Origin of the sequence: Enterococcus sp. DIV0660C (assembly GCF_017316125.1) — a bacterium.
In the GTDB taxonomy this organism is placed as follows: domain Bacteria; phylum Bacillota; class Bacilli; order Lactobacillales; family Enterococcaceae; genus Enterococcus_B.
In genome coordinates, this window is the sequence record NZ_JAFLWA010000038.1 from 76,391 (window position 1) to 95,070 (window position 18,680).

Sequence of the window (18,680 nt, forward strand, 5' to 3'; positions counted from 1 at the left end):
AGGCTGGCAACTAACGAATCGTTAGTTCTCAGCTTCTTTTTTAAGGGGGAAACGTTATGGAAGAATGGAAAGCAGTGTTTGAAGAATGGTTTCCCAAAGAACTAAACAAAAAGAATTATCCAATCAAAGTATCAAAACAATATACCAGCAATCAACGCTTTGAAATTTATGAACGATTGACGAAACCACAACGCCAATTAGTTGATCAATATCGGCGCTATTTAATCAATTCACGCTTTATGGAAGAAAATTATTTAGCTGCTACAGACTGGGTATTTGCTGATTTTAAAATCAATCCTTTTTTTCGGACTTCCCGAAGACAAGAAAAGTTATATTGTGATTGTGGGCGAGAATTAAAAGTTCAATACATCGTTAAATCGCCAAAAACAGGAAAAATTCTAAAACTAGGAATCAATCACTTTGCCGAACATTTGCACGTTTCACCAACAATCGCGAGTTCAATCCATCAAGGGATGACAAAAGTTGATTTAGCATTGGATGAGCTACTATGGCTAAAACAACAAAATATCGAATTTCCAGAAGAGTTGTGGCAAGAATATCTCTTTTCTTTGTACCACAATCGACGAATAAAACGGCCGTATTTGCCAGACGTTCATCTGGCTAAACGAGTAGCAGATTTTCGACAAGCACAGATGCCTATTTATTTAGCAGACTATCAGGCACTAGCGCATGAAATCAAAAAAATGGGGGAACAGATTGCCAATCAACCAAAGAAAAGTCGAGCAAAGAAGGAATTATTTGAGGATTTTACAGAAGAACTAACGAGGGACGTTGAAGAATTTCTGACAAATTACCGTTCATTTTTGCGAAAAGATTGGCAAGTTGTCTTGCGAGATACAAAGGCGAAATTACCAGTCAGTTACTTTGACTCGTTGATTGCGGAACTGCGTTTGTTTAATCGAGAACAACCAACACATCAGTTAGCTGAAGCGAGGGAGTGTGCACAACAACAGCGTTTTATCCAACCGGCTATCTACACCTTGATTTGGGAAAAGTATGCTTGTTATGGATTTACAGAAGGTTTTTTTGATAGTTTGCCAAGAGTGATCCGTAATGGGTTTTTAAAAGCCCTACGTCGAGAATCCTCGCCGACCGCTAAAGTCAAATCAACCAGTAAACAGGTAGGCACACAAGAATGGAAAGGCCTTGCTCACTCGCTCCACAACCAAAAAATCGCTGAAGTGCTTGTTGATTTTGAACAACGAGAGTATGTTTTTTCAAAAGAACAAAAAAAAGCGTTAGATTATTATCAAAAACTAGAACATTCTCTTTACTTAGAAAAGCCAGAAGTTAAATCACTATTGAAAGAATTGTTATAAAAAAACTACTGTGACGAAAAAGTCACAGTAGTTTTTTTTTGTTTCAAGATGTTTTCAGAGTTGAACGTTTTGCGCCACAACCTTTATCCACGGTGTTCCCAAAACAACTCCTCAATATAGCTTGCATTCACATCAAAATATGAAAAGCTATTTTGAGTGTCTGTTCGCTATCTAGTCGGAGTTGAACGTTTTGCGCCACAACCTTATGCATGTTGATGCGTCTGATAATATTCTTCTTCCATTTTTTGCATTCTTTCACGTTCTTTTTGGTTGTACCAAGGAGAAACTGTAAAGGCCAAAACATCGTTTAATAAGTAAACAGAGCTGTTAACAAACATTGCTAGACTTGCAGAACCATGTGTAAACGATACATACCAAAGAACCATTTGAGCTAGACCAGAAGCTAACCACCAATAGTATTGATTGTTGTATCGCAAGAAGCTAATGATACCAGCTGAAAGACTGATTGAAAAAGCAATTGCATCAATCCAAGGACGAGGATCGTCAGTATAACGACCAATCAAGAAGCCTGAAACAAAATAAACAAGAATTGTGCCAATAATTGCGATGAACCAACTTTTACCAGTAAATTTACGAATTTTTGAAGCCATATTGTGGTTCCATTCTTTACTTAATAAAACCGGAATGTCCAAAGTCACCATATAAGCAATCTGTTCACCAATACTTAAATAATTTTTAGCTGAAAAGCCAACAATGATGAAACAAATGGCAGATAAAATGCCTAAGACACCATTCACAGATTTCGCAGCGTTGATCGATAGAATACATAAAACACCTAAATTAGTTCCGATAAAGGCAATAATCGATAGCCAAGTAATAGGGCTATTCACGAGTGTCATTATTTGACATCCCAGACTAAAAAAGAAAAGATAATAATTTTGTTGAGGCCAGCCTTTTAGCTGATGAGCTAGAAAATGAAAATATGATTTCATGTATAAGAACTCCTTTAGACACAAAATGTAGTGTCTCTAGATTTTTTTACCACAATCTATTGTATGCTTTTAAATGATAAAATCTAGTCTTACAATTAAAAAAAATCTGTGTTATGATATTTTTATTTTAAATTTCTGAAAAAAAGAAAACATTTCAAAGCATAGCTTAAACAAAAAAGCCAAGAGTCAATTACCTGACTCTTGGCTTTTCTTTTTATTGAAGTGAGAATGTCATCTGAACTGGATTATGGTCTGAGTAAGCAAACTGCGTATCAATTACTTGGATATTTTTGACTGAAAGATTGTCAGAAACCAAAAATCCATCAATTAACGTGACGAAAGTTTTGTTTGGCTGATAAGCTTCGTTTAAATTGCGTACAGAAGGAACTGCTTTTTCAGCTAAATTTTTGCGAACGATGTGCATGCCCTTCGGTAAAAGTTCTTCAGGGAATGCGTGTGTCCAACTTAGTTCTTCTTTTGCTTTGCCAAAAATTTTTTCGCTGTCAGGTAGTAGCGTATGATTATAGTCGCCTCCTACAATAACATAATTTTTTTCTGCTTGATCTTTTTTCAATTGTGCAGCTAGTTTTTTGATTTGTGCTTTTTGGATAGCAGGATCTTTTGTATAAGCCGAAAGATGTAAGTTATAAAGGGAAAGAAATCTGCCGTTTGCAACAGGAACCTTACTTACTGTAAATGCACGGTCTAAGTCAAAAAATTTATTGAATCCAGTCTCGATGGGTAAAGAATACCGTGTACTTTCAGCAATCATTCCTTTACTAAAAGTAACCAGACCGGATTGTGATTTACCAATCGGTTGCGTGATTGGATAAAAAAGATAAGCTGAGTTATAATTTTGACCATAAACAGATGAATAGTCGCTAAAATTTTGTGAAAGTGCGGTAACTTCATCCACGTTATAAGAACGAGTTGCCTTTTTGTCAACTTCTTGAAGGAAGGCAAAGTCTGGTTGTTGTTCTTGAATAACATCCTGAATTTTCTGTAAGTTATGTTGAACATTTTGTTTAGTAAATGCGCGTGACTCAGTGCCTCCATCCATGAAAAAACTATAATTAGGCGGATAGGCGGCATAACCAATATTATAGGTCATGATTCGATAATCTTGAGTTGTCTGGATATCTTTAGCTGCCCTACTTGACTGGATAGGGAGTACCTGATCATCGGCTTCTCGGTGATAACTTAGATACACATAGCCAACATAGACTGTTATAATAAGTGAAAGAATTGCGAGTATTGATAAAAGTATTTTTAGTGATTTTTTCATTTTTTCCTCCTTGAAACATCTTTATCTTAGCAGTAATTCAACTAAGAAGCGAGGAGTTTGTGATTATAATAAATAGATGAAATTATCATGATTCTAAAAGTTTTACTAACAAGTTTTTGTTTTAGTTAAGAAAGGAAAAAAAATAATGAACTTATCAACTATCCACCATGTAGCAATCATTGTTTCTGATTATCAAAAATCACGAGAATTTTACGTCGAAAAATTAGGCTTTGAAGTAATTCGTGAAAATTATCGTGCAGATAGAGATGATTACAAACTAGACTTAAGATTAGGAGAGACTGAATTGGAGATCTTTGGAATTGCTTCTGCACCAGCAAGATCCAATTATCCAGAAGCATGTGGGTTACGCCATCTGGCTTTTAAAGTCGATCGGATTGAACAAGTTATAGCTGAACTTCAGGAAATGGGGATTGAAACAGAGCCGCTTAGAACAGATACCTTTACAGGGGAAAAAATGACGTTTTTCTTTGATCCAGATGGCTTGCCACTTGAATTACATGAATAGATAACAAAACTGTCACTTCTTTTTCACTTGCTTCGATTTTTCCAAAAATAGAGTCTTGGTATACTGAAAAAAAATTGGGAAAAAGGAGTAAGCAAATGAAAAAAATCGTTCTTACTTTGGCTGCTTTAGTGTTCGTTGGTGTTGCGGGTGGAATGGGTTTGTTAAATGCGACTTTTCAACCAGATGATCTGAGTGAGCAAGATTATCAAATTTCTCTAGAACAAGCCATTTCAATTTTTGAAGAGGAAGCACACAGTCAGAAAGTAACAAGTATCGGCTTTTTTTTACCTGATGAAGTTAAGAGAACTGCTAGTTCAGCTTATAGTTATTTATTTGTAGACAAAGATCATGAAGTTGTTGTCAATCCAACGACAGGAAAAGCAACGATGAGAGCTGTTAGCCAACAAAAAAAACAAAATCAGAAACAATTAGATATAAAAAAACTGCGCAACGTCAAAAAACCACAAGTGGCTATGAAAGAGGCAATCGCTGTTTCTGGGAATAAACGAGCGAAAGTTCATGCTTGGGAAATTCTCGAAAAAGAAGGAAAGTTTTACTACAATATCCATCTTTTAGCTGAGAAAAAAATCCGACAATTTTTAATATCAACATAGTCCGAAAAGAGAAGGTTATCACTTCTCTTTTTTTGCATATAAGAGTAATCTAAAAGTGTGAAAACCGAAAGGAAGTTGAGATTATGGAAAAGATGGTGTGCCCACATTGTGGTAAAAGATTTGCGTATCATGAAGTTGGAAATGTTGTAGAACACGTGGATAAAGAGGTGCCAATTGTCTGTCCTTATTGTCGCGAAGAAGCAGCGAAACGAGTCTCTCACGGTTACTTTGTTACCCAAAAAATTGAAAATTATTTAAAATAACGAATTTTGCACTTTCTTTTTCCAAATGCTACAATGGCAAGAAAAGGAGAGAGAATAACTATGATTCGTTTTGCAAAAAAAGAAGACGGACCTGAAATTGCGCCGTTGATTTTGGTCATTTTGAAAGATATGGAGTTACCTTTTGTTCAAACCTTTGGTGAGCAAAAAACAATTGAAGTTTTAATTGATGCAATAGCTGATCCTAACTATCGTTATAGCTATACTCGTGGGATCGTTGAAGAAATAGATGGCAAAGTGGCAGGTATTGCTTTTGGTTACACAGATGAGGAAGAACCTGTGATTGATTTGCCTTTGGCTGATATTTTAGAAAAACATGGACTCCCACGTGATCAATATTTATTTATAGATAAAGAAACGCTTCCTAATGAATGGTATCTGGATACGATTTCTGTTTCTGAGAAATTTCGAGGAAAAGGAATTGGTTCTAAATTATTAGAGGCGTTGCCAATGTTAGCAGAAAAAGCGAACCGAGCAACCATCGGTTTGAGTGTAGACCAACAAAATCCACAAGCAAAAAAATTATATGAACGTCATGGTTTTAAGGTTGTTGAAGAAATGAAAATCAGTGGACATCAATATGAACACATGCAAAAAACAATATAAAAGTAGTTTGTAGATTGATTAGGTTTGAATAATAGAAAAAACTCCTGAGACACTCAGTATGTCTCAGGAGTTTTTTATTGAATGGATCTATTTGTAAATCGCACTAGTGTCTGTTGTGAAGAGTGTTTCGTTATCTGTTCCGATTATTGGATCAGTGATAACGTCCCACATAGCAGAATCGTATTTTAATTGTGCTTGGAACTCATATCCCATAGGTGCATCTGGGATTGGAAGCGTTGGGTATTGTGCTAAAAATCCACCGTAATCAATAGTGATATCGGCTGTTACATCTCCTTGACCAATCCAGAGTGAAGTTGGGACTGTAATCAAAATACGGTCTGAATAAGATTGAACGTTTTCTGGAGAAATTGGCTCAGTGTTATGTCCTAGAATTGTTTTTGCCGATACATTGCCTGTAATGTGTTTTGCAAAATCAGGTACAGAAGCCACGAACTTAAATTGTTCAGGTAGTTTAATCATTAGTACACCAATATCGCCATCAACAAAACCGTAGTTTTGAGCACTGTAGTGTAAATCCATTTTTCCTGTGAAATCTAGTCCTTCAATATAAGGAACCATTTGACCTTCTAAGTTTCCATTTGCAGCAACAATCAAAGTGTAAGGATCAATTCCAACGTCACCTTCTTTAACTGTTGATGTTTGAATAACGTTATTTTCTTGAACATCTGCGTGCACAAGTGGTGTTCCAAGTGTGCCAACTGCTAAAAGTAACCCTAATGAACTTGCTAAAACTGTTTTTTTCATTTCTCTACCTCACTTATTTTTTTGTTATATAAATTTTATTACATAACTGATGATACAGATGGTATGCGTTTTCGTCAAACAGCGATATATAACCATAACATCTGTGCTTTTACTAAATAAAAAGATTGTTGTGAAAAGAATAACATGTGCATTTTATGTTTTTTAAAATAACGTTTTTATTTTATGTTATGCTTTTTTTAGTTTATTTAATTTTGAAAATCAATCTTAAAAAATGAGGAATGTCAAGTGACGCAAGGAATCTAGCATTAAAATTGAAAAATAATAATAAAATAACTTTGACATTCATTTTTTTAAAAAATATTATTAAAGCATACTTAGTAAAGGGGATGAAAAAATGAAGAAACATTTGTATTGCAGAAGGATTTTGAAGGGTATTGTATCCGCAACAATGATTTTGACTTTAACGGGTCAAATCATCGGTAGTCAAACAATTATTACACACGCAGAAGAAGTTGTAGGTATTCAAAGTAGTTCGGGATTAACACAATATGTGGAAAATTTTACTCAGCTGAAAAATTATTTAGAGGGAAACAACAATATCACAAATGTGATTGTTAAAAATGATATTGTGATGACTTCTGGGATCTCAATCAGTAAGAATAAAGCATCGGTAACAATTGATTTTCAAGGACATAAGTTGACAGAAAAAAATTCCTCAAGTCTTTATGATACAATTCACGTTTCTTCTAATACAGGAACAAAAGAAGTTAATTTGAAAAATGCAGTAATTGAAGGAAAAAATTACTATGGAACGATTGGGATTGCTGAAATTGCTAAAAATGTGACAACAAATTTTGAGAATATTAGCTATACTGGACCACAGTTCCTTAGAAATTCTGGTGGAACTGCGACTTTTTTTGGAAATAATACGTTTGAAATCGCAAATGTTGATTCTGTTTCTCCAGTCAAACAATTTGCGGAAGTTGCAAATATGTCGATTGCAGGTAATTTTGATGTGAAGCATGTTGGAAATACAGATACAACCTTTAATTTTACTTCAGCTCATCCTTCCTTGACCATCAATGAAGATGCACAGGTGAATATTTTGAATGAAGGTGCCCAAGCATTCCAAAATAGTGCTGGCAACTTGGATTTAAGTATCAAATCTGGTGCACAGGTAAAATTTATTTCTGCTGCAGAACTTAGTAAAGATAATGGTTTTAGTACAGTAACAATTGATCGTAATGCGTTGCTATCAGTCAATCGTGAAAAAACAATCCACCCAGGATCACCAACACTCATTGTTAATAAAGAATTAGTAGCTAATCCTGAATCAAGTATTGTGATTGACCATAATGAGAATGTCCATGCAGATGTTATCAAAACTGGACCTGACGTGACTATGACTTTTAATGGAATGAAAAAGCTTGAATTAAAAGGGATTTTGGGGGATCTTGCGACGAACTTTGGCGAAAGAGGGATTCTTAATCTTACAACTGATCATATTGCTGGTTGGGAGACATCTATAACTGAAAAACCGGATTTCGCAGTTAATGAACACTTGGAAGCTAGCTTTAACATGAAAGGCGGTAGTATTGGAAGTGTGATCCAGTCGAATATCGCGGATATATTAAGTAAGCTAACGTACAAAAATCCTTATAAATTAGTAATTGGTGATGACATCGCAGAAGAAGTTCCTAAACCTTCCTTTAATGAAGTTTATGACAGAGATAACAAAATAACTGGGATAGGTGTTCCCGGAGATACGATCATCGCAACCATCAACGGTGTTGAGATTGGTCGAACTGTGGTAGGCTCGGATGGAAAATGGTCAATTGATATTACACCACAAGAGGCTGGAACGGTTATTACAGTGGTACAAGAAAAAGATGGGCAACAAAGTGAGCCTGTTGATCAAGTAGTGAAGCATTTAGATGTCGAAACAATTAATCACTTCAAATTAGGTTATTGGCAATCTTATGGTCTGATCTTGGAAGGATCCATTGATAATGCTGATTACGACTTGACGAATTCAGATAATGTTCATAAAGTGATGTCTTTATATGATGCTGAGAATAATGCGGTATTTTCAGTGAACTGTGTTAATACAGATTGGTATAATACAGGAGTGTACAATGGTTATCAAGCAATCATTACGAAAGATGACTTAGCTCAACTTCCATCAGGCACATATAAATTGGTTATCTCGATGTCAATAGGTGATCACTATGATTCAGAAGATTTAGATGTGACGCCAGGTTCTGGACAAAATCCAGATCCGAATTATCATACGATTTTTAAAGAAATTGGTTCTACTACATTACCAAGTAATACGACAGCGACACCAATCAATCAAGGAAATGTTGGTTATATCCAAATTGGTTGAGACGCATGCGTACGAAAACTAAAATGATCCACTTAAAAGATGTATTTGGAAATCTTCTACGGTTTCTGGATATGTCTTTTTGTTATTTTAATTTTGGGATAATCATATTATTTTCCAAAATTTTAATTGCGATTAAGAATTTAAAAAGGAAATCTGTTTTTTGATGGTGTTAAGATGTTCGACAGGATCAAAGAGGTAGAGAATTTTACGAGGGGGGAAAAATCATCATAGAGATTTTAGCATAAAGATATCTCTTATCCATATCTGAAAAGTTTGAGGAGTGTAACTATGTTTGTTTTACCAGATATTGTTTTTAATGCACTGAGTTTTATTTGTGTCTGCCTGATTATCTTAGTGTTTGGAAATTTGATTTTTTTTACAACATTATCTATTTTCGGCATAAAAAAACCAAAAAGAGATTACTCAATTGTCTCTCCAACGAAAAAATTTTTGTTTTTAGTCCCAGCGCACAACGAAGAAGATGTAATTGGAGATACGGTTCAAGCCCTATTGAATCAGCAATATGATTATGAACTTTTTGATATTGTCGTAATTGCTGATAATTGTACGGATAATACAGCGAAAGTTGTGAGTGAATTAGAAAATGCGTTAGTTTTTGAGAATCATTCAAAACCGGATGAACCAAGAGGAAAACCACATGCAATCGCGCGATATATCGAGACAAATCACTGGAAAAAGTATGATTATATTGCCTTTATTGATGCAGATAATATTGTTGATGAAAATTACTTAACCGAGATGAATTCACAAATTATTGCCCATCCAGAGTTTGTTGTTATCCAAGGATATTTAGGAATGAAAAATGTTGCAACTTCGATTACTGCTTCAGGCTATGCTGCTGTGTATTTTATTACAAATAGAGCTGTTCAATACGCTAATTATTTGCTCGGTTGGAATGCAGCAATTGGTGGAACTGGATTTATCTTGGATACGATCTACTTAGAACAACGTGGTTGGAACCCCAGAAGTTATACGGAAGATTTTGAGCTACAAGTAGAGCTTTCTATCGAAGGGAAAAAAAGTGGTTGGAATCATTTTGCAGTGGTTCATGATGAAAAGCCAAATTCATTTAAAGCTAGTCATAATCAACGGACAAGATGGGCACAAGGACATTGGTATGTTGCATTTTCGACAACATTCAAGCAAATTAACTCCTTATTTAAAGTAAAGTCAATCAATGAATTTATGAGCAAATTTGAAACGTTGTTTTATTCTTATTCAATGGTCAGACCAGTTGCATTTTTGATTATTTTATTTTTTAGTCTTCTTGATTTTAGGTTATTAGGTTATTTGCCACAATTATTCTCACTATTGATTTTTTGGGTAGGGATGGAAGCATTCAACTTTCTTTTGATTCCCACCTTGTATTTTCTTGAAGAAGCGGAACCGTATTTTAAAGCAAAGAAAACTTTGATGAGTAAAGTCAGCTTTTTCTTAAGACTTGTTTATAGTTTTATATACAACTCTTTGACATATATGATTGCGCAAATTGTTGGATTCTTTACATGGTTCAGACCCCAAAATAAATGGAATAAAACAGTTCATTCAGCCAAATTTGAAAAGGTGGAGTAATCAATGGTACGGAAAAATAAACGAAAAATTTATAGCAGAAATCTTTTATATTTACTGATTGTTTTTGGCATATTAGCTCTTTTTTTACTATCAGTATAAAGGAAATGGAGAATGAAATACATGAAAAAAATCCTGATAATTTTCGGGACCCGTCCTGAAGCAATCAAGATGATTCCGTTAATTTTAGAAATGGAATCAAGTAAAATGTTCAAACCAATCGTTGTTGTAACTGGTCAGCATCGAGATATGTTGGATCAAGTCTTAGAGTTATTCGAGATTACGCCAGCATATGATTTGAACATTATGAAAGAAAACCAAACATTAGCAGATACTACCCAAATGATCTTAGAAAATTTAGGGGATGTTTTAGAAATAGAGAAACCAGATATGGTATTTGTACATGGTGATACGACGACTACTTTTGCTTCAGCGTTAGCAGCGTTTTATAAACAAATACCGATTGGTCATGTTGAGGCAGGTTTACGAACGTGGGATAAACACAGTCCGTTTCCAGAAGAGATGAACCGACAAATGACGGATGTTCTTAGCGATATTTATTTTGCACCAACTACGATCAGTAAAAAAAATTTAGTAAGAGAAGGGCATATCGAAAAGAGAATCTTTGTCACGGGAAATACAGCAATTGACATGATGAATTATACGATTCAGGAAAAATATGAGAATTCAATTTTAGAAAAAGGAAAGCGAACAATTTTAGTCACGATGCACCGAAGAGAAAATATCGGTCAGCCTATGATCGACGTTTGTCAAGCAATCAATGAACTGATTGCTGAATTTCCAGATGTTAATGTCATTTTTCCCATTCACAAAAACCCTAAGGTACGAAATTTAGTTGCTAGTCATTTAAGTCAATCGAAACAAGTGAAGCTGATTGAACCATTATCTGTTAATGATTTTCACAATGTGCTTAGTCGTTGTTATTTAGTTCTTACTGATTCAGGTGGAGTACAAGAAGAGGCACCCTATACAGGTGTTCCTGTTCTTGTGTTGAGAAATACAACGGAGCGCCCAGAAGGTGTAGCTGCAGGAACCTTAAAATTGATTGGAACTCAGAAAGAAATGGTATACAAAGAAGTTAAAGAACTACTTGTGGATGCTTCTGTGTATGAAAAAATGAGTGGGGCAACCAATCCATATGGAGACGGCCACGCGAGCAAATATATCCTTGAAGCATTAGCAAATTATTTTCATTTTTGATTTTTTTTATAAATTCAAAATGGCTTTTGAAAAATAGAAAAGAAATCATAGTGAGAAGAAGGTATTCTAGATTACGAAAGGGGGCGTTATTTTCTAAGATGATAGAAAGGGGAAGGAGGGAAGCAAACTTGAAAAGAATCAAAAAGAAGACATTTAAAACGATTGGAATCAGTTCGATGTTACTTCTAAGTGTATCTTCCAGTTTAGTAGGCTCAAGTGTCTCGGTAGTTGCTGAAAGTTCAAAAGAAGTCGTTGAAAAAACGATTAGTAGTACGGATCCGACAAATGAAAAAGTAACAGTTGATACGACAAGTACTAGTGAGACGTCAACTTCAGAAACGAAAACTAGCACAGACCCAACGACAGACAAAACTGTAACAACTGATACAACTACTAAAGCAAGTGACGATGATCAAAAAATCAATACGGTATCTCTTGAAGATGGAAGTGTTTCCTATAGTGCAGATGCTAATGAATATTCTAAGGGTGGAAGCTATGAAGGAAAGGTTCATCTAACAAATAAAGACGGTAATTCGATTCCAATTGGAACAAAGATCGTTATCACATTTCCGTTAGATGGTATTGATATCAATGGTTTAGTCCTTTCAGATCCAATAATTGCGGAGTACTTTAATGCGACGAAAGATCCTGCTACTGGAGTAGTGACTTTTGAGCTGAAAAAAGAAATTGTGGGGAATGCAGATATTTCATTTGTTGTTGCAGGAACAATCATTGGCGAAGAGGGGAAAAGCTATAACGTGAATATTACTTCTACTGATCCAGACGGTACGACGCACGCTGTTAACAATGCGAATCCTAACTTTAAAGTAAAAGATGATGGAGAAAATCCGCCACCTGCTTACGGACTGGCAAATGCCTTTTGGGGAATCTCGACAGAAGATGCTGGTAATTTTATTGGTAAGAACGGCACAGAGGTTGAAGGTCTTCCAACAGGAATGTTTGGTCGTGGAAGTGACGTAATCCAAAACTTTGTTGAGGCCAATCCATTGATTAACTACGAGCTAGGACCAGACGATTTCTATACGATCATTTGGCAAATAATTCCTTACGATGGTGAAGGAAATCGAGTAACCGATGCGAATATCTCAGTTGATGCCAGTGATTTTAAGTTATATAACCGTTGGTCAACTGGCAAATTACAAGCAATTGATCCCAGTGAATATAACTTACGAATAGAGCCTTCTGGAGGTATTCAAAAAGTAACTGCTACATTTAGAACGAAAAATGAAGGTAGTTTACTTGGTAGCAAAGTCAGAGTCTTGATGTCAGCGCAAGCACATGTTGATAGTGATTCGCTTACTTATCATACAAGTGCATGGGTTTATAAAACGAATAAAGCTACTAGTGAAACAATAACCGATAGATTTGACTTAAATAACTTATTTAGCAGTGAAGGTGAAAGTACAATTTTTCCAAATATAAAGGCTGAAGATAAAACCTTCTATACAGGTTATTTGAATGATTCGAACATCAAAGAAGAAATCATGAAGAATATCACGGCGAAAGACACGAATGATGGTGATATCACTAAGGACATCACGGTTGATTACTCACAAGTCAATCCGAATGTAGTGGGTGATTATCCAGTTGAATACACAGTAACGAATTCAACCAGTCATACTACTAAAAAAACAGCGATAATTCATATTATCGAAAAAGCAGCAGCAGCCCCCATTACAGTGATGTACCTTGATGAAGATGGCAACGAAATCGCACCTAACAAAGTGCTCACTGGAAAAATCGATGACCCTTATCAAACAGAGGCGCTAACGATCGACGGGTATCAGCTATTGACAACTCCAGATAACGCAACCGGTAAATTTACGGATCAAGCACAGACCGTTAAGTATGTCTATCGTGGAAATTTGTTATTTGTGGAAGCACCTGAAACAATCAGCTTTGGTGAACACCCTCTATCAGGAAATGATGAAACGTATCCTATACAAGACAAAAAGAATGATTTGAAAATTCAAGATTTCCGAAAATTAGGCTCTCAATGGAGCGTAACTGCACAACTCACGCAAGAATTTACTGGTAAACAAACGGGTAGAAAACTTGATGGAACACTGAATTATAAGGATGAAAACGGTGTGGTACAAACTATTAATTCAGCTAATTCTGCAATGATTTACTCAAAACAAACTGAAAACCATGAAGTGACGGATATTTCTCAAAACTGGAATGATGACTTTGGACTATTCCTTCACGTGAAGTCGGGTGGCGCAGTGCTTGATGAATACGATGCAACGATACAATGGACTGTTGAAGATACAGTTTCCAATAACTAGGAGAGGCGATCGAGATGAAAAAAATGAAATTACTGACATTAATCGCTTCCGTTTTTATGATATTTGCTTGTTCATCACGAATTACACTCGCACGAGAAGTTGACAAACAAGATTCTCAAGCTGTTGTCGGCTTCTACAAAACTTCTGACGATAATTCGAATAGTAATTCATCAGATCAACCAGATACTTCAGGCAAGATTAATGATCAGCCACAAGAAAAAACAGAATCACCAAAAATTGACCAAAGTTCAGGAAAAAACCTTCCAAAAACAGGGAGTCAAGATGAACGTTATTTATTTATTATTGGGTTAGCCATAGTTTTATCTATGTTAATTATATTTTTAAAAAAAAGAAAAGAGGACGAACAAAAATGAAAAAACTTTTATTATCAACAGCAATCTTATTCGGTACTTTAACAATTGGTGGGACTACAATCCATGCTGACGCAGTGGATTCGAAAACAACTGACGGAAATGTCGGCTTTACTACACCTGCTGATGGATTGAAATTAATCGAAGCAGCAAACTTAGATTTTGGTAATCATCCAATTTCTGCAAACGACGAAAGTTATAAATCTGAAACAGATACAAAAGCAACTGTTCAAGATATTCGTGGAACACTAACAGGTTGGAATTTACAAGTTGCTCAAACAGGCCAATTTAAAAATGGTGAAAATGAATTGACAAATGCACAAATCACATTAGATACACCAACGTTAGATGCATCATCAACTGCGGTTGCAAACGTTAAAACAGGCATTGCATTGAAACCAACAGGAGAAGCAAGCTTAGTTATGGATGCTCAAAAAGGTGAAGGGAATGGTACAGCAGTTGAAAACTTTGCGAAAGGTTCTTCAACATTAAGTGTTCCAGGTGCTACTGTTAAAGTCCAAGGACAATACAAAACAACTTTAACATGGACATTGAATGATACAGTTGAAAATAACTAAAACTGTATAATTTAACCATTGATATAGCAAGATGACTGCCAAAAGTCATCTTGCTATCTTTTGTAATTTTGGAGGAGAGTGCAATATGAAAAAAATAATAAGCTACCTGGCAATTTTAGGGATTGCTTTATTCGTTACTCTGATTAGCTTTAATCCAGTCTATGCTTCAGGTGTAGACTATACAGTTCAACCACAGTCATCTGATAAACAAGTTGATCCAGCACTTACGTATTTTGATTTGCGACTTGAACCTAAAACAAATGACAAACTCAACGTGGTAGTCAAAAACGCTAGTGATCATGAAATCACTGTGTATACTTCTGTCGATGTGACTTCTACCAACTCAAATGGAGTGGTTGAATATAAAAATAGTAAAAATTTCCAACATACTCAGTTAAAAAATAACTTGTCAAAGATTATTCAACCAGATGTGAAAGAGATAAAATTGAATGCAAAAGAATCAAAGATTGTCTCTTACACAGTTAAGATGCCAGAAAATGAATTTGATGGTGTGTTAGCTGGAGGAATCAATTTTATTCAAAAGAACAGTGACGACAAAGATGAAGAGAACAAAAATGGGATGGCAGTTAAAAATGAATATGGTTATACGATTGCTGTGGTTTTACATGGAAAGAACAAAATCACAAAAAATAATGTCACTTTGAGCAAAATCACGCCAAATCAAATCAATGGACGAAATGGGATCAAAATTCCAATCCAAAATGAAAGTGCCGCTTTTTTGAATAAAGTTCAAGTGAAAGCTGCAATCTATACAAAGGGGACTGACGAAAAGAAGTATGAGACAAATGTGTCAGGTGCCCAAATTGCCCCCAACTCTGTGTATGATTTTGATTTAAGTTTGAATGAGAAAAAATTAGAGCCGGGTAAGTACACTGCCAAAGTCACTGTATTATCAAAAGAGCAAAAATGGGCATTCACACAAGACTTTACGATAAAAAAAGAAGTTTCGCAAAAATTAAATGAAAAAGCCGTTGTGAGGGCCGAGGACAGTTACACGTTATATATCATCATTGGTATCATTCTATTCGTATTACTTTTATTGCTTTGTATCTATCTTTTTGTTCGAAAAAATAGGGAAATTAAACGGTTGAATAACCAATTAGAAAATAAAAGAAAAGTTAAGTGAAGTGATGAAGACAATATTTTCTGATAGTGAATTTGATAAGTTAAGAGTGTTCTCCTTCATAGAAAATGCCGAAAATGAATTCGTATCTGTCAAAGATGTTGAATCAAAATTTGATATGACTTATTTTATTGCGAATAAAGTAATTAATTCATTGGTCAGTGACTTAGAGTCAATGGAGCTAGATGAATTTTTCTTTATTGAAAAAGTAAACAATAAGTACCGGTTTCAGAAGAATGGGTTAGATTCAATCAACAGACTTATTTGGAAATATGGAAGAGAATCCTTTGTTTTCTCATTACTTGATTATTCGATCCAGTTTCCAGAAAAAACAATTGAAGATTTCTCGTTTGATTATTATACGAGTTTATCAAAGGCTTATAAAACTAGGACAGAATTGATTGAATTTTTTGCTCAGTATTCGATTGATTTCTTTTCACATGACTATCTTGAAGAAGAATTCAGATTTTTAGTGGCGCAATTATATGCAGGCATCTTTAAATTTTATGAATATCCGTTCGGGGCAGATATTTTAGATCAAGTAACAGATATCATCGAATTTTTAAAGACCAAAAGAATAATTATAGATATCAATGGATTTGAAAAACTAAATTTAGAGATGTATTTGGGACTGTCCTTATTAAGGATCAAGGAACAGGTTTCAACAGACAAAACAACAAAAAAGTTGTTTGAGTTGAAAAGAGAAAATTTAATAGATATCAAGAACTACATGAAAGAAAAATCATTTAGTGAAGAAGATATAGAAATGTTATTCAACTTCCTTTATGTTAATCAGTTCATTGATAAGGATTATAATCGTTTGGATATCAATCCAGAACTGAATAAGAAGATGAACTTTATTTTAGAGCATTTTTTTGCAATTCCTGAGATTCAAGTAGAAAAAGAACGTTTAGTTGATCCCATACGTAGCATTCTGTTAAAACACGTAGTATACAAAGGATTAATAATGGATCAGCAAATTTTTAACTACTTGAATGTTTTGGAAGAAAATTATGGTGAAATCATTCAAGTAGTGAATCATTTTACTAAGAACGTGGAGATAATCAAGATTATTGGAAATCAAACAGAAAATAAATCACTCTTACTAGAGCTTACTTTTTGTTTGATCAATAAAATATCATGGAGTGCATTAAGAAAAGTAATTACGATATCTGTCGATTTTTCAATTGGTCCTGAATATAACTGTTATATTATGGAAATGATTGAAAATCTACCGTTTGCTAATTTAAATGTGAATAATATTTTTAATGAAGAAACAGATATTTATGTATCAGATGTCTTGGGAGATAATCTCAACACACATTACATCATTTGGAACAGTCCGCCAACAGCAAAAGATTGGAAAGTGTTCGGCGATTTAGTCACAGAGTTAAAGGATAAAAAATAATGAAAAAATATATGTTGATCGTATTATTTAGCAGTTCTTTGTTAGCAATCGCTAACCAGGTAAATGGTCAGACAAATGCTGATTTGACTTCGCAAACAAAGAATCAAACCGTTGAACAAGTCCATGAGCATCAGGATGTGACGGATGTGACTAGAATCGGATTTTATAGAAAAAGAAGAGAACGTTCTCCGTTATTAAATCAACCAGTCCACTTTGCACCAAGGCATGAACTTAAACCAGTCGTTACGAAATTGAATGATGGTGGCTTGCAAAGCTCTTCGTTGGGTAATATCTATAGTTCCATTTCAGGTACATTGATATTTGGTCAAAAGAGGTTGCTGAAATGATAAAAAAAGTAATCCAAATTTGTCTATATAGTATTGTTTTTTTATTTGGTTTAGGGCTGATTTTTCATCAGCAAATTCAGAATTATTTTATGGTAAAAATGGAAACAGAGTATAATATCAATCATTTTTCTAAAGAAGAAATCAAAAAAAATGAGCAAAGACAGGATCAAAATTATGATTTTGCAAACGTGGAATCCATTGGCTATGGAGAAATATTAAAATCAAGGTTAGGAAAAAATAGTTCAGACCTACCAATTATTGGTGGTGTCGCGATACCTAATATAGAAATTAATTTGCCGATTTTCAAAGGTATTTCCGAGTACTCACTTTTATATGGTGCAGGTACTTTATTTGAACAAGAAAAAATGGGAGAGAAAAATTATATATTAGCTAGTCATCGAGCCTCTAATCCTAAATTATTGTTTACACCGCTTGAGAGGATTACTCTCGGAGACAACATTTATATTACGGATTTAACAAATATCTATATTTATAAAACAACGAGTAAGAAAAAGGTACCACCCTCTGATACATCTGTATTAGCTGAGCCAGAAAATCAAAAAATAATTACATTGATTACTTGTGGCGATATGCAGGCAACAACTCGATTAATTATTCAAGGAACTTTGGTTTCTAAAATAAAAATTGATAAAAAAAGTGAATCTTTACAGCGTATATTTGATGCACCTGTTCGAACCTTCTAACATATATCAAAAAAGAAGTAGACAATGTGCTTTCCTTTCGACGAATCGTTTGTTTATTCACACATAACTTGAAATTTTGAGTTGGCGAATGTCTACTTAGTCCATCATAATAAAAAAACAAAGCATATACTTGCCTTCACTCAAGGACTTTTGCCTAAGTTTGAAGGCAGTTTTTTTGTTCATTGTAGTGAAAAAAAGCTGAATTACTAGTGGGATTCACGAATAAAATCATTTTTATAATCTCGGACATATTCTTGGATGGTTCGTGGCGGAGGATGTAATACCTGTTCA

General features: G+C 34.6%; 18 protein-coding genes. 15 read left to right on the forward strand and 3 right to left on the reverse strand.

The window, feature by feature from the left end:
- The first annotated feature begins 56 nt into the window (after positions 1-56).
- The gene (locus DOK81_RS10445) at positions 57-1,340 is read left to right on the forward strand and encodes a hypothetical protein (RefSeq protein WP_206910631.1); all 1,284 of its coding nucleotides are present in this window, start codon (positions 57-59) and stop codon (positions 1,338-1,340) included.
- Between the two features lie 203 nt (positions 1,341-1,543).
- On the opposite strand, the gene pnuC is transcribed toward DOK81_RS10445, so the two are convergent.
- Together pnuC and DOK81_RS10455 are read right to left on the reverse strand one after the other, a co-directional pair.
- The gene (gene pnuC / locus DOK81_RS10450) at positions 1,544-2,293 is read right to left on the reverse strand and encodes a nicotinamide riboside transporter PnuC (RefSeq protein WP_206910633.1); all 750 of its coding nucleotides are present in this window, start codon (positions 2,291-2,293) and stop codon (positions 1,544-1,546) included.
- Between the two features lie 214 nt (positions 2,294-2,507).
- A complete protein-coding gene (locus tag DOK81_RS10455; protein WP_206910637.1) occupies positions 2,508-3,578 on the reverse strand; it encodes an endonuclease/exonuclease/phosphatase family protein in 1,071 nt (356 codons plus the stop codon).
- Positions 3,579-3,723: 145 nt separating this feature from the next.
- Between DOK81_RS10455 and DOK81_RS10460 the strand changes: the two genes are divergently transcribed.
- The 4 genes from DOK81_RS10460 to DOK81_RS10475 all read left to right on the forward strand — a co-directional run bounded on the left by DOK81_RS10460 (position 3,724) and on the right by DOK81_RS10475 (position 5,605).
- Entirely contained in the window at positions 3,724-4,104 is a 381-nt protein-coding gene (locus DOK81_RS10460; RefSeq protein WP_206910639.1) for a VOC family protein, read from the forward strand.
- A gap of 95 nt (positions 4,105-4,199) precedes the next feature.
- Complete coding sequence (locus DOK81_RS10465; RefSeq protein ID WP_206910641.1) at positions 4,200-4,718, forward strand: PepSY domain-containing protein; 519 nt, start codon at positions 4,200-4,202, stop codon at positions 4,716-4,718.
- An 83-nt stretch (positions 4,719-4,801) separates the two neighbouring features.
- Positions 4,802-4,981 (forward strand): hypothetical protein, encoded by a 180-nt coding sequence (locus DOK81_RS10470; protein WP_206898682.1) that lies wholly within the window; start codon positions 4,802-4,804, stop codon positions 4,979-4,981.
- A gap of 60 nt (positions 4,982-5,041) precedes the next feature.
- On the forward strand, positions 5,042-5,605 hold the full coding sequence (locus DOK81_RS10475; RefSeq protein ID WP_206910643.1) for an N-acetyltransferase: 564 nt from the start codon (positions 5,042-5,044) through the stop codon (positions 5,603-5,605).
- An 87-nt stretch (positions 5,606-5,692) separates the two neighbouring features.
- Here DOK81_RS10475 and DOK81_RS10480 read toward each other — a convergent pair whose 3' ends face one another.
- Entirely contained in the window at positions 5,693-6,370 is a 678-nt protein-coding gene (locus DOK81_RS10480) for a hypothetical protein (RefSeq protein ID WP_206910645.1), read from the reverse strand.
- Between the two features lie 355 nt (positions 6,371-6,725).
- On the opposite strand from DOK81_RS10480, the gene DOK81_RS10485 reads away from it, so the two are divergent.
- From DOK81_RS10485 to DOK81_RS10530, 10 genes are all read left to right on the forward strand, one after another.
- The gene (locus DOK81_RS10485; protein ID WP_206910647.1) at positions 6,726-8,717 is read left to right on the forward strand and encodes an Ig-like domain-containing protein; all 1,992 of its coding nucleotides are present in this window, start codon (positions 6,726-6,728) and stop codon (positions 8,715-8,717) included.
- A gap of 288 nt (positions 8,718-9,005) precedes the next feature.
- Entirely contained in the window at positions 9,006-10,310 is a 1,305-nt protein-coding gene (locus DOK81_RS10490) for a glycosyltransferase family 2 protein (protein ID WP_206910649.1), read from the forward strand.
- A 120-nt stretch (positions 10,311-10,430) separates the two neighbouring features.
- Positions 10,431-11,528: a UDP-N-acetylglucosamine 2-epimerase (non-hydrolyzing) gene (wecB, locus tag DOK81_RS10495; protein ID WP_206910651.1), complete on the forward strand. Its 1,098-nt coding sequence runs from the start codon at positions 10,431-10,433 to the stop codon at positions 11,526-11,528.
- A 128-nt stretch (positions 11,529-11,656) separates the two neighbouring features.
- The gene (locus DOK81_RS10500) at positions 11,657-13,837 is read left to right on the forward strand and encodes a MucBP domain-containing protein (protein WP_206910653.1); all 2,181 of its coding nucleotides are present in this window, start codon (positions 11,657-11,659) and stop codon (positions 13,835-13,837) included.
- Positions 13,838-13,851: 14 nt separating this feature from the next.
- On the forward strand, positions 13,852-14,211 hold the full coding sequence (locus tag DOK81_RS10505) for an LPXTG cell wall anchor domain-containing protein (RefSeq protein WP_206910656.1): 360 nt from the start codon (positions 13,852-13,854) through the stop codon (positions 14,209-14,211).
- Positions 14,208-14,786, forward strand: a complete 579-nt coding sequence (locus DOK81_RS10510) for a WxL domain-containing protein (RefSeq protein ID WP_206910660.1) — start codon at positions 14,208-14,210, stop codon at positions 14,784-14,786. Before DOK81_RS10505 ends, DOK81_RS10510 begins: the two co-directional genes overlap by 4 nt.
- 85 nt (positions 14,787-14,871) lie before the next feature.
- Complete coding sequence (locus DOK81_RS10515; protein WP_206910663.1) at positions 14,872-15,933, forward strand: DUF916 and DUF3324 domain-containing protein; 1,062 nt, start codon at positions 14,872-14,874, stop codon at positions 15,931-15,933.
- Between the two features lie 4 nt (positions 15,934-15,937).
- A complete protein-coding gene (locus DOK81_RS10520) occupies positions 15,938-17,338 on the forward strand; it encodes a hypothetical protein (RefSeq protein ID WP_206910666.1) in 1,401 nt (466 codons plus the stop codon).
- Complete coding sequence (locus DOK81_RS10525; protein ID WP_206910670.1) at positions 17,338-17,685, forward strand: hypothetical protein; 348 nt, start codon at positions 17,338-17,340, stop codon at positions 17,683-17,685. Before DOK81_RS10520 ends, DOK81_RS10525 begins: the two co-directional genes overlap by 1 nt.
- Positions 17,682-18,389 carry a class A sortase gene (locus DOK81_RS10530; protein WP_206910673.1) on the forward strand — a complete coding sequence of 236 codons (708 nt, stop codon included), beginning with the start codon at positions 17,682-17,684 and terminating at the stop codon, positions 18,387-18,389. The genes DOK81_RS10525 and DOK81_RS10530 overlap by 4 nt, the downstream gene beginning before the upstream one ends.
- The last annotated feature ends 291 nt before the right edge of the window (positions 18,390-18,680 follow it).

Excerpts from the sequence above, each read along its gene's own strand:
- DOK81_RS10490 (WP_206910649.1), top strand. The coding sequence starts at position 9,006 with ATGTTTGTTTTACCAGATATTGTTTTTAATGCACTGAGTTTTATTTGT.
- pnuC (WP_206910633.1), bottom strand. The coding sequence starts at position 2,293 with ATGAAATCATATTTTCATTTTCTAGCTCATCAGCTAAAAGGCTGGCCT.
- DOK81_RS10445 (WP_206910631.1), top strand. The coding sequence starts at position 57 with ATGGAAGAATGGAAAGCAGTGTTTGAAGAATGGTTTCCCAAAGAACTA.
- DOK81_RS10530 (WP_206910673.1), top strand. The coding sequence starts at position 17,682 with ATGATAAAAAAAGTAATCCAAATTTGTCTATATAGTATTGTTTTTTTA.
- DOK81_RS10455 (WP_206910637.1), bottom strand. The coding sequence starts at position 3,578 with ATGAAAAAATCACTAAAAATACTTTTATCAATACTCGCAATTCTTTCA.
- DOK81_RS10515 (WP_206910663.1), top strand. The coding sequence starts at position 14,872 with ATGAAAAAAATAATAAGCTACCTGGCAATTTTAGGGATTGCTTTATTC.
- DOK81_RS10525 (WP_206910670.1), top strand. The coding sequence starts at position 17,338 with ATGAAAAAATATATGTTGATCGTATTATTTAGCAGTTCTTTGTTAGCA.
- DOK81_RS10520 (WP_206910666.1), top strand. The coding sequence starts at position 15,938 with ATGAAGACAATATTTTCTGATAGTGAATTTGATAAGTTAAGAGTGTTC.
- wecB (WP_206910651.1), top strand. The coding sequence starts at position 10,431 with ATGAAAAAAATCCTGATAATTTTCGGGACCCGTCCTGAAGCAATCAAG.
- DOK81_RS10475 (WP_206910643.1), top strand. The coding sequence starts at position 5,042 with ATGATTCGTTTTGCAAAAAAAGAAGACGGACCTGAAATTGCGCCGTTG.
- DOK81_RS10465 (WP_206910641.1), top strand. The coding sequence starts at position 4,200 with ATGAAAAAAATCGTTCTTACTTTGGCTGCTTTAGTGTTCGTTGGTGTT.
- DOK81_RS10470 (WP_206898682.1), top strand. The coding sequence starts at position 4,802 with ATGGAAAAGATGGTGTGCCCACATTGTGGTAAAAGATTTGCGTATCAT.
- DOK81_RS10485 (WP_206910647.1), top strand. The coding sequence starts at position 6,726 with ATGAAGAAACATTTGTATTGCAGAAGGATTTTGAAGGGTATTGTATCC.
- DOK81_RS10480 (WP_206910645.1), bottom strand. The coding sequence starts at position 6,370 with ATGAAAAAAACAGTTTTAGCAAGTTCATTAGGGTTACTTTTAGCAGTT.
- DOK81_RS10510 (WP_206910660.1), top strand. The coding sequence starts at position 14,208 with ATGAAAAAACTTTTATTATCAACAGCAATCTTATTCGGTACTTTAACA.
- DOK81_RS10460 (WP_206910639.1), top strand. The coding sequence starts at position 3,724 with ATGAACTTATCAACTATCCACCATGTAGCAATCATTGTTTCTGATTAT.
- DOK81_RS10505 (WP_206910656.1), top strand. The coding sequence starts at position 13,852 with ATGAAAAAAATGAAATTACTGACATTAATCGCTTCCGTTTTTATGATA.